At 39.2% G+C, this 18,422-nt stretch carries 14 protein-coding genes and 1 pseudogene; all 15 read right to left on the reverse strand.

What is annotated here, in order from left to right; translation table 11 throughout:
- Positions 1-13: 13 nt before the first annotated feature.
- Positions 14-673 carry a DedA family protein gene (locus MFLO_RS08745; protein WP_036097577.1) on the reverse strand — a complete coding sequence of 220 codons (660 nt, stop codon included), beginning with the start codon at positions 671-673 and terminating at the stop codon, positions 14-16.
- 376 nt (positions 674-1,049) lie between these two features.
- Complete coding sequence (locus tag MFLO_RS08750) at positions 1,050-4,763, reverse strand: right-handed parallel beta-helix repeat-containing protein (protein WP_036097548.1); 3,714 nt, start codon at positions 4,761-4,763, stop codon at positions 1,050-1,052.
- A gap of 142 nt (positions 4,764-4,905) precedes the next feature.
- Positions 4,906-5,502 (reverse strand): class I SAM-dependent methyltransferase, encoded by a 597-nt coding sequence (locus MFLO_RS08755; RefSeq protein WP_036097549.1) that lies wholly within the window; start codon positions 5,500-5,502, stop codon positions 4,906-4,908.
- Positions 5,503-5,632: 130 nt separating this feature from the next.
- Positions 5,633-5,968, reverse strand: coding sequence for a DUF4064 domain-containing protein (locus MFLO_RS08760; RefSeq protein WP_036097550.1), 336 nt, complete (start codon positions 5,966-5,968; stop codon positions 5,633-5,635).
- Positions 5,969-6,047: 79 nt separating this feature from the next.
- A complete protein-coding gene (locus MFLO_RS08765; protein ID WP_036097552.1) occupies positions 6,048-6,794 on the reverse strand; it encodes a glucosamine-6-phosphate deaminase in 747 nt (248 codons plus the stop codon).
- Between the two features lie 146 nt (positions 6,795-6,940).
- Positions 6,941-8,845 (reverse strand): beta-glucoside-specific PTS transporter subunit IIABC, encoded by a 1,905-nt coding sequence (locus MFLO_RS08770; protein WP_036097553.1) that lies wholly within the window; start codon positions 8,843-8,845, stop codon positions 6,941-6,943.
- Positions 8,846-9,112: 267 nt separating this feature from the next.
- Positions 9,113-9,859: an SDR family oxidoreductase gene (locus MFLO_RS08775; RefSeq protein WP_036097556.1), complete on the reverse strand. Its 747-nt coding sequence runs from the start codon at positions 9,857-9,859 to the stop codon at positions 9,113-9,115.
- A gap of 174 nt (positions 9,860-10,033) precedes the next feature.
- A complete protein-coding gene (locus tag MFLO_RS08780; RefSeq protein WP_036097558.1) occupies positions 10,034-11,473 on the reverse strand; it encodes a 6-phospho-beta-glucosidase in 1,440 nt (479 codons plus the stop codon).
- 126 nt (positions 11,474-11,599) lie between these two features.
- Positions 11,600-11,932, reverse strand: coding sequence for a cytochrome aa3 quinol oxidase subunit IV (gene qoxD, locus MFLO_RS08785; RefSeq protein WP_036097560.1), 333 nt, complete (start codon positions 11,930-11,932; stop codon positions 11,600-11,602).
- Positions 11,933-12,544, reverse strand: a complete 612-nt coding sequence (qoxC, locus tag MFLO_RS08790) for a cytochrome aa3 quinol oxidase subunit III (RefSeq protein ID WP_036097561.1) — start codon at positions 12,542-12,544, stop codon at positions 11,933-11,935.
- A complete protein-coding gene (qoxB, locus tag MFLO_RS08795) occupies positions 12,532-14,517 on the reverse strand; it encodes a cytochrome aa3 quinol oxidase subunit I (RefSeq protein WP_036097564.1) in 1,986 nt (661 codons plus the stop codon). The genes qoxC and qoxB overlap by 13 nt, the downstream gene beginning before the upstream one ends.
- Before the next feature lie 17 nt (positions 14,518-14,534).
- A complete protein-coding gene (gene qoxA / locus MFLO_RS08800; RefSeq protein ID WP_036097565.1) occupies positions 14,535-15,641 on the reverse strand; it encodes a cytochrome aa3 quinol oxidase subunit II in 1,107 nt (368 codons plus the stop codon).
- Between the two features lie 261 nt (positions 15,642-15,902).
- Positions 15,903-16,970: a phosphomevalonate kinase gene (locus MFLO_RS08805; RefSeq protein WP_036097568.1), complete on the reverse strand. Its 1,068-nt coding sequence runs from the start codon at positions 16,968-16,970 to the stop codon at positions 15,903-15,905.
- Positions 16,967-17,933 (reverse strand): annotated as a pseudogene (gene mvaD, locus MFLO_RS08810) (diphosphomevalonate decarboxylase). The gene MFLO_RS08805 and the pseudogene mvaD overlap by 4 nt, the downstream one beginning before the upstream one ends.
- A partial coding sequence (locus tag MFLO_RS08815) for a mevalonate kinase family protein (RefSeq protein WP_420912525.1) occupies positions 17,890-18,422 on the reverse strand: 533 nt, incomplete at its 5' end. The gene MFLO_RS08815 and the pseudogene mvaD, both read right to left, overlap by 44 nt.

The following is an 18,422-nucleotide window of genomic DNA, read 5'->3' on the forward strand; positions in this document are numbered from 1 at the left end:
TGTTTCACTTTATTTATTCAGCTTCTTTTTTACCAAATTTCACACGTAAGAATGAAACAAACATCGGGATGACGGATACAACAATGATACCAATTACGACAATTGAAAAATTATCTTTTACAATCGGGATATTGCCGAAGAAATAGCCGCCGAGTGTACAAAGCAGAACCCAGACTGTTGCTCCAATAATGTTATAGTTTAAAAAGTAGCGATAGTTCATCCGGCTTGCCCCCGCTACAAATGGCGCAAAGGTGCGGATAAATGGCATGAATCGAGCAATGAAAATTGTTTTCCCGCCATGCTTATTAAAGAAGGCCTCGGCTTTCTCCATTTTCTCACGATTAATGATCTTACCAAACCAACTGTCTTCAGGAATACTCATCCCAATTTTTTTGCCGATGTGATAGTTAACAGTGTCTCCAAGAACAGCCGCCGCCCATAAAACAATAATCAGCGGAAAGATACTTAGAATCGAGCCGTCTAAAACAGCAAGTGCACCTGCAGCAAACAGCAACGAGTCTCCTGGAAGAAACGGAAATACCACTAGTCCCGTTTCGACAAAAATAATGACAAATAAAATAATATATGTCCAAATTCCAAACGTATTTATAATCTCAACTAAATGTTGGTCAATATTCAAAATAAAATCAATCAACCAAGAAATAAATTCCACCAAGCATTCACTTCCTTTCGAGTACTTTGTTCATTTTAACACAGCTTTATTCAAAAATTATCATTCTCGAGTTTGATTTAACAAAACTTTAATAAATTCTAGAAAAAACGCCCCTTTATATATAATCCATCGAAAAATTTCACAGAACTGTCAATAAATTGCCACATCCAACACTGCTAAATCGTGTTATGATAGATTTAACAAGATTTCACTGTAAATCCATTCGAAGAAAAATGACGTCTTACAGGCACAAGACGTCATTTTTTTGTGTTTTTATTTATATTCAAAATGGAAGCTCTCTCTTTAAATAGATATTCCATACTGAAAATAGTTTTGATTTTAGTCACTTTGTTTCTATCTATTATATTTAAAATGCTTACTGCTCATCTAGACCATTTGTTATCGTAAGCGGAATGGTTGTCCAAGCCTTAATTCCACTATCATAGCCGATAATTTCTACCCTATCTTGAAGACTAGTTATTGCATCATCTACCTGCTCGAAAGTAAAGGTTTGTGGATGTGGAACTATTACTCCTTGAGGTAAATTATCTACGATTTTCAAATTTTTATTAATACTTTTTTTGACATGATCTGTTTTAGTAATTTGGTTGTTTTTCAAATCTAATACCACAGCTTGTGCTATTTTTCCATTTACCATAAAATGAACTCTAGTGATTGATGTCCCCATACTACCTTTAATTAAATTATCCGAACCTAGTTTGAAACTTTCTTTATCAAAAGATAATGAAGTATCTCGTTGTGCTACAGTTAGTGGAACGCGAACGCTTCGGCGTTCTGAAGCATTTACTGCTACTGCAAGATGGTCCTTGCTCACTAATTCTACAACATCTGATTCAGAGGTAATCAATGTATTAAGGGAATGGTTAGCTTGACTAAAGATAAATGGTAATGCTTCTCCATACGCTTGGACATCTGCTCCTTCTAATATACGTGTAATAGGACCATACTCTCTTCCATTAATTCTCAACCAAACGAAACGAGCTTTTGTACCTGCTAAACCATTAATAGTATCGTCTGTTCCCACTCGATATACACCACTGTAGTCAATAGAATAGCCATCACTTAGTGGTAAAACAAGCCTATTTTTCAGCTTGTCACCTGCATAGCCACAAACCTCAACCAAATCTTCAATTGCTGTAATTTTATTATAATCAAAAGTGAATTGATTTGAATCTGCAGGAATTTCGCTTTCTAATATCCCATTAACGTATATTTTAATAGTCGTCAAATCTTTTCCAGGCATACCCTTTAAACTTCCCATGCCAACAGCATATTTATCATCATATAAGGTTGTTATTGTAATTTGATAATCAAGCACAGGAACCTCAATCGATATTAACTCATTATATTGATCATCTAATGTCCAAATCACTAGTTCGGTTTCACTATTAATTTTACTCATATATGGCATCATATTTAGACTAGTTTCATTTATAGGAATGGGACTATATGTCAAAATATCATTTCCATTTTTGATCTCTAATTTTATATGTGTCAATTCATGCCCTTTATTATTTACGACCAACTCCGATTGTCCAATCTCATAAGGACCCACATCAAGCTCATAATTTGGTTTGACTAACATTTCTTTACGAGACACAACAACTCCATTTGCATTTCTAGAATAAACTTCATAAAGCTCTCCATAAGCCGCTGGATGATCTTGATTCAATTTAAAGTGATAAGCTCCTGTAGCTGAATCTAGAGTTGCTCTAATTTGAGATTGATACACCCCATTTTTCCATAGAAATAATTGCGTCACCTTTTCTGGATCATAGGTGCCAGTCACAAATTTATCATTTGAATAAATAGGATGAATAGTTGTTACAGCACGTTTAAGTGGACGAGCTTCAATAATATTTCCATAGTAATCTAGTGCACAGAGTCTGATGTTTTCTTCAGTTTGTTCCGGTAAATCTTTTAGTTCGAAATAATCATTTTCATCAACAGAAACACCTAATTTCGATACCAATAAATCAGGACGAATCAATTGAAGCGTTTCGTTATCTTCCTCAAGAATCATTTTATATAAACCAACTTTTGAAACACGTGAAGCTGAGCTCGTTTTTACTTGAAGTGTATTTCCAATTTCATAGTCAATAGTGACATCTCCAATAAATAATGTCGCTTTTGGATTTTTAATTTGGGTTCCAAAAACTTCTTGAAAGTCGCCAATTTCTGAAGGATCAGCGGTCGAAATATATTTATTTTGTGTATACACGAAAGTATCTACTACTTTACCCTCTTCATCAGTAGTATCTTCTGGACTTCCAACTACTCCAAACCGCGGATAACTCCATCTACTAAAGGTATCACAAGCAGGTGGATTGAAAGAAAAAGTATTATTGTGAAAAATAACTTCTTCAACTTTATGACCACTACGGGAAACTTCGTTTGTGAGTACCTTGTCATTACCCAAACGCAGTGTTGTTGCGCGAGTATTGATATAATAGGTTGCAGTTTGCTGTGCTTCTCCAGATGCTTGATATCCTTCTTTAGAATTAATTCTTCCAAACAAAGTAAAACTATTATTAATGAATTCAACTCCAATTTGAGTAGCATAAGGACTCGCAACACTACGCATAGGAATCTCTCCCCATTTATTCGGAAACTCCAAGTCATCATATAGATCTTTTTTCACAGCTATCAAACGAATAGGGAACTGAGCTTCTCCTTCGATAATCATCTCATTATTTTTCAAAATGACATCTGAAGTGAATCCAGTTACTTGTTTTCTACCAATTGTTTCCTTCTCTTCATCAGTTAAGTCATTAAATAATCGGCCATCATTAGCCAATTCACTTGAAACCGTACGAGTTGCTGCAAATAGAAAACCATAAGTTTCACAGCTTCGAATTAAAGCTTTATTATTTTCTAAGCGAACTTTTCGTGCTCCGCTTAAGCGATAAGGTTGGTAAAGCGCATGTGGACCTTTCATAATTAACCTATATTTTTCTTGCATTTCTGCACTTAATTGACCTCCGGCAGCTTGCGCAGCATCAAACTTTGCTTGCAAAATATTTCTTAGAATTTCATTACATGGATTGGGCTCTGGATCTGTACTTCTATCTGCATGTGTATTTAAAATTTGATTATTTTCATCCCTCGTTACTTTTCCTTTAATGTGAACATTATTATCCATCCATGTTAAATCAAAATTATGTGGACCATAACTATCAATTGCTGCGTCAAACATGGGATTATTATCTACTTGAAGCAAATGGTATACTCCATATCGTTGCATCCAATTAGTGACAGTATTTCCAACTACATACACTCGTACATTTCCCCGGTAAAGTTGAATTCCTGAACGACCCACGTTATCAATTGTATTAGATAAAATATCTACATTTTCACAATACTCAAGACCAATACCATTTAGATACCCCGTATTTCGAATATTACATCTTTCAATTCTTAAAAAATTAATACCTCCGCATTCAATACCATTTTTACCAACATTTTTACCATCTAAATCAAGATCAGAAAAATGAATATTTCTTCCAGTAACATATGCACCATATCCAGGTGTAGAATTTTCTGCTAAATTAATCAGTGATGATGAAGATTCCATAACTGTTTTATGATCTAGATTGATAAAAAGTGAAACATTACCAATTCTTTGGATTTCTGACTCTGTTTCAGCAGTAATAAAAGTTAACTTCACAGATTTAATTGTTACGTTATTCAACATCTTTTCTTCTTCAGATAAGATTGCTTGTTCATCTGCAGAATATTTGATAGGTTCAAAACCAGCAGCTTGATTCGCGTCACCGGCGCCATAATTACCACTTCCAACCGCTCGACCAAAATGAAAAACTGCCTTAGGATGCTTTCTACTGACTGTTTCATCATCAGTTTGAATAATTAAGTTAGAAATAAGATTAATGGGTCCTGCAAAATAATAATCTTTTGCATCAAGTGCAATCACAAGAGTTTTTGAAGGATATTGAATTCTCGCATTTTTGAGTGTGTTATTCCAAATATTTACATTTTCAATTGCATGGGCTTCATTATAGAAACCATCAGCATTGAATTGCAGATTCATTTCTATTCTTTCAGTAATCATTTTCATACCTCGTTTTTTTAAATTCTCTTCTCAAAGGCCTTATATAAAAGAGTAACCTAAATATACGAGAAATTTCTTTTCCTAACAAATTTAGTATCTAATTTCTGATAACAACAAATATCAACCGCTAATCAAAAGTCGCCTACTTATCTACTACCGCAACAAACAAATCCGCATCTTGATTCATAAAAACTTTTTCACCATGATAAAAGGTTTGGATTGTTGTCGAATGAAATCCTGTCTCTAAAAATAACGCTTTGAGTTTTTCAAGATCAAATCCGTTATGCACTTTTGGATGGCTTACCTTTGGATTCTCCTCAAAATCAACAACAATCAGCCTTCCTCCAACGTTTAAAGCGTCATACAATCGTTTTAAAATCTTTTTTGTGTCAGGAATATGCAGCAGGACAAGTGACACGATAATGATGTCCGCTTGCAAATTTGCGGGGCTTTCCATAAAATCTGCCAAAAGCGATTGTGTATTCGATATTCCGGCAGCCGCTATTTTTTTATCTAAAACGGCCACCATGTTTGGTGAAGAATCTGCTAAAATTGTCTTATTTGCCAAACCTGCCAATTCTAAACCGACAAGACCCGTACCACTCCCGTAATCAAGCAATATTTTATCTTTCGAACCTGTTAATTCTTGTTTGATTCGCTCCGCAATAACACTTGCAAGCTGCTTTCGTTCTGCGGTATCGTAACGATCTGCCATCTTCTCAAAAACATTATCCGTCATTTTTCTATACACTCCTTCTATAAACAAACTCACATTTCCATCATAGCGCCTTCTTTGCACTTTTCCCCGTAAAACAAAAAACTGCAATCAAAGCGTTAAAACCTTGATTGCAGCTATTCATTATCAATTTTTATTCGCCTAAAGCGGCTTCTTCTTGGTTAATTAATGCAATAAGTCCACCAAGTGATAATAGCATAATCGGGATTAAGAACATCATTGACACTGACATTGTCCCGCCGACTGCCGCAGCAATCATCATTACGCCTCCCATGCGCGGTTTGTGAGAAACAACAAACGAACCAACCAGTCCAAGAACAGAAAGAATTAGTGTGCCAGCTGTTAGCAGATAAAAGAAGAACGATTCTTCTTCTAATGCTTGTGAAATACCAGGGATAGCAAGTATCATCAAACTGAAAGCGATGCCAAGCGCTGACCCCAAGAAGCCAAGTAATCCTTCTAATTTCATAAATAACTCTCCTTTTTTATGTGCTTTTCTTCTATGTTAACACCTTGTCGGAGAGAAAACAATAAAACGGTTGCATTTTTCACATAGATTGTTTCACGTGAAACTCATCTTTAATACCTTCTGCTGCGGCTTCGTCCAAAACAACCGTTAAACTTGGATGCATACGTAGAATAGATGAGGGATGATCATTCGTTACTGGATCAAACAATGCCTTTCTAATTGTCTCTGCTTTTTTTGGCCCCGATGCGAATAGAATAATTCTTTTACTTTGCATGACACTTTTTGGTCCCATTGTGACATAGAATTCTGGAGCCCTATCCGGATCTCCACCAACTTCTGCCGCAAGTGTTTCTGCCATTCCTGGGACAGCATCTCGGTGAACGCAAGTTGTTCCGTCTTCAAATTTGGTTGTACCCGGCAGATTTCCGCAATAATGTCCATCTTCTCCAATTCCTAGCAGAATAGCATCCAGACCGCCATCAGCAGCAATGCGTTCATCTTGATGCCGATAGTTAGTTTCATCCAAAACATGGATATTTTCTGAGCGGATTTCTGCGGGCATAAAATACAAGTCGTTTAAAGCGGACATGGTGACACCGAAACCAGTCGTTCCTTTTATTGGGATTTCATCAAAGTTATAGTAATGAACATTCTCAAAATAAGGCCTTCCTTTTACTGCATTTACCAAATATTGATACATTTTAACTGGTGTACTACCAGCTGTAATGGCTAAATTGACGCGGCTATTACGAAACATTTCGCCAAGCAACAAGTTAGCTACTGTACGGCTCATCAATTCGTAATCTCGTTCCACAATTATTTTCATTCTGAAGGTTCCTCCTGTTCGGTTGGGTTTTACTTAACATTTAAAGTTTTTTACTTCTGCCGTGACGGCTTCTTAGATTTTTAAATACCAGACTTTTACCTCTTCAAACTAGTAGGGATGGGAACGAATTTATGAAGCAACTCCTTCTAGATAACCAAGGTAATCAGCCGATCGCCCACTTTGACGGTTTGATCGTCCACTACGAGGATATCCAAGTATTTGTCTGAATTTGTTAGGATGACCGGGGTCGTCACATCATATCCTTCGGCTGTTATTTTTTCCAAATCAAATTCTACTAAAAGTTCGCCCGCTTCAACGCGTTCGCCTTGCTTTACATGGGTCGTGAAATATTTTCCTTCAAGTTGTACCGTGTTCAGCCCAATGTGTATCAACACTTCTGCGCCTTCATCTGTTTTAATTCCAATAGCATGACCCGTTGGAAATACTGTGGCCGCCACACCGCTCGCCGGCGCAAAAACTTTGCCGTTATGCGGTTTAATCGCTGTCCCTTTGCCAAGTGCCCCCGATGAAAAAGCTTCATCTGCCACTTCTGCTAGCGTGATCACTTCACCTTCTAGCGGACTTGTCAGGATTTCTCGTTCAATTAATGTTTCCGTTTCGCGGCCGCTCGCTTCGGTTTCTGCTTTCGCATTGGCAGGATCTTTAAACCCAAAAATAAATGTGAGAATGGCACCGATTGCGAAGGATACTGCGATTGCAATAATTACGATTAGAATTGTCGAACCAATTGGAGAACCTGGTTTGAAAAAGTTGGGGATTCCGAAGATTCCAAGTCCACCCATAATATATGATTTTACATTGGCGAAACCGATGATCGCTCCACCTACTGCACCACCGATACAGCTCATAATAAATGGTTTTTTAAGCGGTAAGGTAACTCCATAAATAGCCGGTTCTGTGACGCCGAAGATGCCTGAAATGAAGGCTGGAATGCTCAGTGATTTGAGTTTTTCGTTTTTCGATTTAATCATAACTGCTAGAACTGCACCAATTTGAGCAAAAGAGGCACCGAATGTCATCGCAAGAATAGGATCAAAATGCATTTGTGCCAAATTGTTCATGGCGATTGGGATGAGACCCCAATGAAGGCCAAAGATGACAAAGACTTGCCAGAAGCCGCCTAGTAAAAGACCCGCGACAATTGGACTCAAATTGTATAACCAAATCGTGGCCGCGCCAAGTAATTGTCCTGCCCATGTTGCCACGGGACCGATTACAAGAAAAGTCAACGGCACAACAATTAGAAGTATAAAAAAGGGGACTAAAAACGTCTTAACGACATCCGGAATAATTTGTTTCATCCATTTTTCAACTTTTGAACTGAACCATGTTGCAATCAAAATGGGGATAACGGAGGACGAATAGCTCATCAAAATCACTGGAATGCCAAGGAAGGTCACATGAATCGGCGAAGCAATCACTGTTCCTTCAAACAATGTGTAAAGTGGCTTTCCTGCCATGATGCCCGCAAGTGTCGGATAAACCATCGCGGCTCCAATTGCCATCCCAATAAAGATATTTGAACCGAATTTTTTGCTGGCCGTATAGCCAAGAAAAATTGGGAAGAAGTAAAATAAACTATCTCCAATTGCATAAAGTAGCTGATATGTACCAGATTTGTCGCTCAGCCAGCCGAATGCAAGGAACATTGCTGCAAAACCTTTGATCATCCCGGTTGCAGCTAAAACACCAAGAACAGGTGTAAATACGCCTGAAATAAAGTCAATGAAACGATTGAAAATGTTACCTTCCGATTTCGTTTCACCAGCACCTTCCGGATTAATTCCCGCTACTTCAACAAATGTACTGTAGACGTCAGGAACATTATTTCCGATTACAACTTGATATTGCCCGCCACTTTGAATAACTGAAACGACACCATCTAAAGCTTTAATTTTGTCAGTATTGGCAATTTTCTCATCTTTAAGTTTAAAGCGAAGCCGAGTAACACAGTGAAAAACGCTGTTGATGTTATCGACACCCCCGACATTTTCGAGGATATCCTTTGCTAATTGTTCGTATTTCTCCATTTTCCAAACCTTCCTTTCTTAAATTTGGGCAAAAGAAAAACCTAAACTCATTTGAGGAAATAAATTGTGCTTTTAAAAAAACACATTTTTCCTAACAAATCAGTTTAGGTTTTGCCCAAAAAATGGTAACAATCCTTTTTAATGTTTTTACTATATCACATTATTAAAACGCTTTCAATCTTTTTTTATATTTATTTGTTAGTATTATAATTTATCTCTTTTGTTCAAAAAACAAGCTGAGCATCAGCTTGTTTTTTGAACATCTTTTTACCAAGGTTGACTTGTTGGGCCAACTGTAAATTCATTTACGTTTACATCTTCTGGCTGATCGATCGCAAAGGCAACGATTTTTGCAATTCGTTCCGGTGTAATTCCATGCTGTTTATAAAGGGCTGTCATCCCTTCACGTGCTCCTTCATCGGTAATATGATCGAGCAGTTCGGTATTGATTGCTGCCGGATAAATCGTCGCTGTACGGATATTTGTTCCTTCAAGAGCTGATTCCATCCGTAACACTTCCATCAAATCGCGTACCGCCCATTTAGTAGCTCCATAAACAGCGCCATTTGGATAGGCTTTAAGACCTGCGACAGAAGAAGTCGCAATGACATGTCCGAATTTTTGTTCGATAAAGCTTGGTAAGACCGCAGCAAGTCCGTTTAGAACCCCTTTGATATTCACGTCCACCATATTGTTCCATTCATCCACTTTCAAAGCCGATAAAGGGGAGCTCGGCATGATTCCAGCATTTAAAAAAATGACATCAATTTTACCAAAGCTTTCTTTGGCTGTACGAATCAATTCTTCGTTATCTTTTGGATTAACAACATCCATTACTTGATAAACGGCCTCGCCGCCTTCATTTTTAATTGCTTCTGCGAGTTGTTTCAATTTGTCTTCACGCCGCGCACCGAGTACAACTTTTGCACCTTTTGAAGCCAATAATTTTGCTGTTTCAGCACCGATTCCAGAAGACGCACCCGTAATAATTACTACTTTATCTTTAATCGCCATTTTTTCATTTCTCCTTTAATTTTGATAGTTCCATCTTACACCTTAGAGCTAACTCGAAGGCAAGGAATTACTCTATAAAAAAACTACTTTTTTTACAACCATCATCCACATTTCACTAAAAAAGAGAGCCTGCAAAAGCAAGCTCTCTCCAAATTTTCTTTGTCGAAATTTATTTTAATTTAAATCTGCCCCATTTGATTCAATCACTTTTTTATACCAATCAAATGACTTTTTCTTTTTGCGTTCTAATGTGCCGTTTCCTTCATTGTCGCGATCCACGTAGATAAAACCATAACGTTTTTTCATTTCTCCTGTTCCGGCACTGATTAAATCAATACAGCCCCATGGAGTATATCCGATTAATTCCACACCATCTTCAATTCCTTGATGCATTGCACGAACGTGTTCCCGCAAATAATCAATCCGATAGTCATCATTAATCGACCCGTCTGCCTCAACTTTATCGACAGCACCAAGACCATTTTCTACGATGAAAAGCGGTTTTTGATAGCGATCATAAATGGCATTCATTGTAATTCTAAGACCGACCGGATCAATTTGCCAACCCCATTCGCTTGCTTTAAGATATGGGTTTTTTAGTGTAGCAAAAACGTTGCCATCTGTTTTTTGATTCACTTCCGGATCAGCGCTTGTAAGTTTTGAAGAATAGTAACTAAACGCCACATAATCTACCGTATAATCGCGCAAAGTTTCAAGATCCCCGTCAGCAATTTCCAGCTGAATGTTTTTTTCCTTAAAGAGCCGCTTGCTGTAACTTGGATAGTATCCGCGAGCTTGCACGTCCACAAAGAAATACCCTTCCCGGTCCGCTTCCATCGCCGCAAAGACATCATCCGGATTTGGTGTATTGGGATAGGTTGCTCCTGCCGCTAACATACAGCCAACTTGATTTTCTGGATTGATATCGTGAGCGAGCTTGGTTGCACGGGCTGAGGCAACAAGTTGATGATGAATCGCTTGGTATTTTAATTGTTCTGGGTTTTCAGCATCTGAGATATCCATGCCGCCGCCGAACATTGGCACATGCAAAATCATATTGATTTCGTTGAATGTCATCCAATATTTTACTTGATCTTTGTAGCGTTTGAAGATCGTTTCACAGAAATTTAAGTAGAAATCAATTGTTTTGCGGCTTGCCCAGCCATTATAGTCTCTCATCAAGCCAACTGGGGTATCAAAGTGGTTAATTGTAACGACGGGCTCGATGCCGTATTTTTTGCATTCTGCGAAGACTTGATCGTAAAATTCGAGTCCTTTTTCATTGGGATTGGTTTCGTCACCATTTGGAAAAATCCGCGGCCAGCTGATGGATAAGCGGAAACATTTGAAGCCCATTTCGGCAAACAGCTTGATATCTTCCTTATAGCGATGATAGAAGTCAATTGAATCGTGGCTTGGATAGAAATTGTAGTTTGTTTCCAATGCTTTCTTAGGATTCATTAGTGCTTCAAAGCGTCCATGTTCAACAGATGGAAGTAAATCTACGAGTGAAAGCCCTTTTCCATCTTCCAAGTAAGCGCCTTCACATTGATTCGCAGCAACTGCTCCTCCCCATAAGAATCCTTCTGGGAACTTTAAGTCTTGATTTGTCATTTTTTTGCTCCTCTCTAAATCGTTTCGCAAGTTTACTATAAACCATGTAATGCATTACAGAGCAAGCGTTATTTTTCAAAAAAAAAAGACGCCCTTCAAAAAAACTTGAAGAGACGTCTATTTTGGTTATAGCAAGTGGTTCATGTGGCCGATTTCCATGACCCAATATGAACCGATTACGACGACGATCGCAATGAACGCCGCAAATAAAATGTTGCCGACTTGTGTTCTGCCGTCGCGACCTTCTGTCATATGCATGAACATCAACAGCTGAAGGGCTGCTTGTACGAATGCAAAGATGAAGATTACGACGAGTTTTACACCATAATCAAGTGAAGAATACAGTGCTACCCAAACGGCTAACAAGGTTAAAATAATTGATAATGCAAAACCGATGATATGCTTCCACGGAATGCCCGCTTCTGCATGAGCGCTATTTGTATGTTTATTTTCCGCCATTTAGCTCACCATCCCTAACAGGTAGACACCCGTGAAGATGAAAATCCAAACAACATCTAGGAAATGCCAGTAAAGGCTTGAAATGAAGACTTTAGATGCTGCACGTGGCGTCAAACCGCGCATTTTAATTTGAATCAGAATAAAGATAATCCAGAACAACCCGATTGTTACGTGGGCTCCGTGCGTTCCAAGAAGAACAAAGAACGAAGACCAGTAAGAGCCGACTTGCATGGTTACGCCTTCCATAATGTAGTGCGCAAACTCATAGATTTCAAAACCGACGAATCCTGCACCTAGTAGAAGCGTAATGATGGAATAAACCATCATCATTTTAATGTTTCCTTGACGCATTGCCCCGATTGAGAGACCACAAGTAAAACTACTTGTTAAAAGTAGGAATGTCATGATTAATACAAGGTGAAGTTCGAACATTTCCGATGGCGGATGTCCGGCATTTGAACCTGCTTTCATCATTACAAAATAAGTGGCAAATAGTGTTGAAAACAGTGCGATTTCGGCGCCGAGGAAAATCCAGAAACCAAGGATGTTCATTCTACCTTGTTCGGATTGATACTCAAGCGGAAGGTTCGAATTTGCTTTTACAGATTCCATGGGTTACCCTCCTTTACGCCCGTTTCGCGTTCGCGAGCAGCGTGTTCTTCTGTTGCTTTAATTTCTTCAACCGGAATGTAGTAACCGTCGTCTTTTTGGAACGAACGGTAAATCATACATCCAAGGACACCAAGTCCGCCAAGGATACCTAACCAGTACCAGTAGAAGACGAGTCCAAATGAACCGATGAAGAAGAATACGCCCATCACAAATCCGAGCATGGTGTCATTCGGCATGTGAATTGGTTTGTAATCCTTATTATCAAGATACGATTTGCCTTGTTGTTTAAGTTTCCAGAAATCGTCGATATCGTTCCATTCTGGTAAAATGGCAAAGTTATATTTAGGAGAAATCGCAGAGCTTGTAGCCCATTCAAGCGTACGTCCAGCGCCGCCCCAAGAATCTCCGGTAACTTCCCGTTTCGAATGTTTGAAACTGTAAATGATGTTCCAGCAAAGAATTAGGAAAGCAATACCCATCAAGAACCCGCCAATTGTCGAAATAAAGTTGAGTGTTGTCCAGCCGTCGCCTTGAACATATGTGTAAATACGACGAGGCATACCGTCTAGTCCTAAGAAATATTGCGGGAAGAAACATACGTTAAATCCAATTACAAATACCCAGAAGAACCATTTTCCGATTTTTTCATTCAACTTATAGCCGAACATCTTCGGATACCAGTAAATTAAGCCTGCGAAACAAGCGAATACGGTTCCGGCGATCAGCGTATAGTGGAAGTGAGAAACTAGGAAATACGTATTATGGTATTGATAGTCAGCTGCTGCCATCGCAAGCATTACCCCTGTCACCCCGCCGATAACGAAGTTTGGGATGAAGGCGAGCGACCAAAGCATTGGCGTATCAAACCTGATCTGACCTTTATACATCGTAAAGAGCCAGTTGAATATCTTGATCCCGGTCGGTATCGCAATCATCATTGTCGTGATCGAGAAGAATGAGTTTACAAGTGCTCCAGAGCCCATTGTGAAGAAGTGATGGACCCAAACGATGAAACTCAAGATGGAAATAACGACGATTGCCGCAACCATTGCCGGATAACCGAACAGTTTCTTCTTGGAGAAGGTTGAGATGATCTCCGAGAATATACCGAAGGCCGGCAAGATAACAATATATACTTCCGGATGCCCCCATATCCAAAACAGATTGGCCCACATCATCGGAAGTCCGCCATTGGCAAGCGTAAAGAATGCTGTGCCGAATAGGCGGTCAAATGTCATCAGCGCAAGCGCCACAGTAAGTACTGGGAACGCGAAGATGATGATTAAGCTCGTGATTAAGACTGTCCAAGTAAACATTGGCATCTTCATCAGCGTCATACCCTTTGCACGCATTTTCATGATCGTAACAAAGAAGTTGATACCGGACATTAAGGAACCTATCCCGGATATCTGGACGCCGAGCAAGTAGAAATTAATTCCGTAACCTGGACTAAATTCTTCGGCAAGTGGTGCATAGTTTGTCCAACCAGCAGCCGGAGAACCCCCGATTACAAAGGACAAGTTGAAGAGCATAGCTCCCATGAAGAATGTCCAAAAACTAAGGTTATTTAGAAACGGGAAGGCTACGTCGCGCGCGCCGATTTGAAGCGGAACGGCGATATTCATCAACCCGAAGACAAACGGCATCGCCATGAACATGATCATAACGGTTCCGTGAGTCGTAAAGACTTCATTGTAGTGCTCTGAAGATAAGAATTGCATATTTGGAAGAGCAAGCTGTGTCCGCATCATCAGGGCATCGACGCCGCCGCGGAAGAACATTAAAACAGCAGAAATCAAATACATGATTCCGATACGTTTATGGTCAACCGATGCAAACCATTCTTTAAAGAGCCACTTCCATTTTTTTGTGTAAGTTAGCAACACGACAATCCCAATACTGACGAGTGCAATCGATACTTGTGCACCTAATATCAGAGGGTCGCCGGTGACGATAAATTCATTCCATTTCATCTTTTTAGAATCCCCCTTTAATTGCCCGCGTCATCGGATGCTTTTTTATTAAACTCGTTCGTCTGGATGTCGTCTTCCATTTTTTTCATTTCTTTATCATAGTGTTTATCCGCTTCATACTTTTCACCGTTTTTAATGATCATCGGTTCCATATTATGCCGCTCAAATTGCGGATTGGTTACCGTGACTGGACGAGCAGGTTTCAGCGGTTTGTCCGAAATCGTTACTTTCTCATTCGGATTGTGTGGATTTGTCAGCTTAAAGCCGTAACGTTCATATGCATAAAAGACATATTCTGGGTCTGCTGCAACATCAACAAACGCCAAATGCGTGCCTGAAAAGCTCTTTTCTTTTGAGCCTTCTGGAATAAGCAAACGGTCGTAAATATCTTGTGTGATTTCTGGTGATTCAGCTTTTGTTTTCTTCGCCCAGGCTTTATAGTCGCTTTCTGATTGAGCGATTACGTTAAAGCGTTGTTCATGGAACCCTTCACCGTTAAAGTTCGCATTGCGTCCTTTATAAGTTCCCTCTTCGTCTGCTTGCAGATAAAGATTCATCGTCATCCCAGTCATCGCATATTTTTGACCGCCTAGTTGAGGCACCCAAAAACTGGTCATTGTGTCGACAGAAGTCAACTTGAATAGAACTGGTCGATCAGTCGGAATATGTACATAGTTAACAGTTTCAATGCTTTCATTTGGATAACTGAATATCCATTTCCAGTCCACACTTGTCGCATAAATGACGACAGGATCTTTGTGCGAAGTTACTTCTGGAGCTTTTTCACCCGCATAAATCGTTTTTACCGTTGGAATGGCAAGCGCAATAACGATAATAACAGGAATAAGCGTCCAGAAAAATTCCAACTTGCGACTTCCGTGCATGTCTGGTTCATAATTTTTCGGATTTTTACGTTCACGATATTTGAAAAGAATAATCGTGAGAAGTACAAAAATTGTCAAAACGATTAGCAACATGAAAATAATCGAGTAAATAATCAAGTCGCTTTGGTCTTTTGCAACCGGTCCCTTTGGATCTAGTACCGTCAAATCACCACAACCGCTCAAGATACCTACAAAGGCAACTGATACGGTAAGGAGTAATGATTTCAGTATCTTTGACACCCTAATCCCCTCTTTTCCTTTTGAAGTATACAATGTGCATTTTTGCGCAAAAAATATTATTCCTAAGCTGTTTTCTACTCCCTCTAAGTATGTATTCGATTGTTTTCACAAACTTTTCAAGTCATAAAAAACACTATGTGCATATTCGTTTTTTATTATAGCGTATATTTACCAATTATTCAAAGGCTTAACATATTAATTAATTCACAAACTAAAAAAAGACTCCTTGCATCAATGTGTGCAAACGAGTCTCAAATAATATTATTTTTTTACGATTACTTGTCCAATCGCAAAGGGCAGTGGAAGTATACCTTTCGCCTGCCAAGCTTTCTTTACACTTTCAGCCGCCGTTTCATTTGGGAGAAATGCAATACCGCAGTCGCCCCCGCCAGAACCTGAGGACTTTCCAGCACCGGAAAGCTCTTCTGCCGTTTCAGCGAGTCCCGCCAAAAGCTCAGTTTCAATTTGCACCCCTGCATTTTGACCGAGTTCTTGAAGCAATGCTCGATTTTCCTTTACTGCTTCAAAAATGAGTGTATGATTTTGTGTTTTAAGACCTTGCAGTAGTTTTTGAACAGCAACCGTTGAACCATTTAAAAAGTGCGTATATGCATCTGGATTCTTTTGTTTAAAAATTTGTATGTCAGATACAAGTTGCCCTGTGCTAACAGGATTTCCTGTCCATCCAATCAAAAACGGTAAATCTGGTTCAGAAATTCGTTCAATCTTAAGTTGCGGCCAAGGATTTGCAATAAACCAAGCAAGTGATTTGTAGGGGAGATGATATTTAATCCATTCTTGATCAAAAGTTGTATAGGCAATTAAACCTCCGTACATGCAACAAGCAATATCGCCACAAGAACCGTTTCCTTGAACGACTAAATGTGATAATGCTGCTAGTTTAAATTTCGTTAAAAGATCTGTTTCTGGTGCAAACTTTGCCATGAGAGCTGTAATCACCGCAGTTGTCGCTGCTGCACTTGAACCTAATCCATATTTTGCACCGGAATCATCGATCAATTCTGTTTCTATCGTCATTTTAATTGGAGTGAGTGGAATATTTCGTGCTTTAAAATAAGCTGTTGCTGTGTTAATAGCTTCAGCTGTGAAAGCCCAATGTTCACCCTCAGGGTTAAGCTCACCACCAAGCGGCCAAGTAACCTTTTCTTTATAATGAGGAATTTTCAGTTCATTTTTCGAGGAATCTTCTAACTTCAGTGTAATATAGCGATCGACAGCGGTTAAAATAGCCGTATGCCCTGATTCAACAACCGCATATTCACCAGCAATATAGAGTTTACCCGGAATTTTGACTTCTACCTTCATCATCTTTCAATCACCTTTGCCCCTTCGCCTGCATGACAGATAAAAACACTTTCAACGATTGCTTTCAATTTTTCTGCTACTTTTGTTTCATCTCGACGTAAACAAACCACTTTGACATTTGGTCCAGCATCCATTGTAAAATAAGCTTCAACTCCAGCTTCACGTAATTCTCGCACAGCATCCATAACTGCAAGAGAATCTTGATCAAAATACGTGAAAGGCGGCTTTGCACTGAGCGTTGTTGCATGCATCGTCATCGCATTATGTTCCAAAATTTCGCCGACTTTCGTAAAATCTTCAGCAAGAAAAGCGCGCTTAATACTTATTAAATCCGCTGCGGCTGCTATTGTCCACTCTTTGAAAAATGGAGAGGTCAAAACCGTTTGACGCATTCCACTTCGACTAGAAATTTTTTTTTGGCTTGTCGGACACTACAGCCACTACAACAGCCAATTCCTTTGTAAGTGTGGATTCAAACGGAACCGCATAGGAATCGAGACCGTCATGCCGCTCTCCCATTTGCCAAATTGCTAAATCACCATAGATCGAACGGCTTGCAGAACCCGATCCACGCCTAGCAAGTCTTGATAAGTCAGATTTTGAATCTTCTCTTCCGAGCGCTGTAGAAGCTGCAACAGAAAGCGCCGCAAAAGCCGACGCAGATGAAGCAAGACCTGCTGCAGTCGGAACATGATTTTCTGAATGAACAACTGCACGCAAACCGATCTTAAATTCTTTCCTAAGCACTTCAAGAAATCGACTTACTTTTTGGTCTTCTCGCAGTTCACCATTTAAAACGAAAAAATCTTCTTTAACCTCGTTTGTCCACTCTACCGTTGTTTCCGTATAAAACTGATCAAGTGTAATTGATAAACTGCTGTTTGAAGGCAAAATCAATTGTTCATCACGTTTCCCCCAATATTTAATGAGCGCTATATTGGTGTGAGCCATCGCTGTTGCTTTCATGATTACCTTCTCCAATCGTAAATATCCATTCTTTATGCGACCCAGCTTTTTGTAGAGCCTTTTTGACAAACTGTGCTTGTTCCTTATTTTTAACGAGAGCAACCATACATCCGCCACGACCGCCACCAGTTAATTTTGCTCCGTATGCTCCACTCTGTAGAGCAGTTTGAATTAATTTTTCTAAACTCGAATCACTAACCGTCAACTCTTCTAAAATAGATTGAGCTTCATTCATTGCTTGACCGATTCGATTTAAATTCGCATCATTTTCAAGCTGATTTCTTATTTCCCGGGAAATAAGCCCAAGCTCTTCAATCATTGGTACAAATTTAGCTGGCTGTTCCTTTAAAAGCCGTCCAACATCTGTGACCGCAGAACGAGTTTCACTTGGAATTCCTGTATCTGCAACGACCAAAAAAAATTTTTTTCTGAAAGTGAAGTGTTTCAAGCGCTTTGTTTTTTTTGTAAACCTTAAACTGGACATTGACC

Source organism: Listeria floridensis FSL S10-1187, from assembly GCF_000525875.1.
Lineage (GTDB): Bacteria > Bacillota > Bacilli > Lactobacillales > Listeriaceae > Listeria > Listeria floridensis.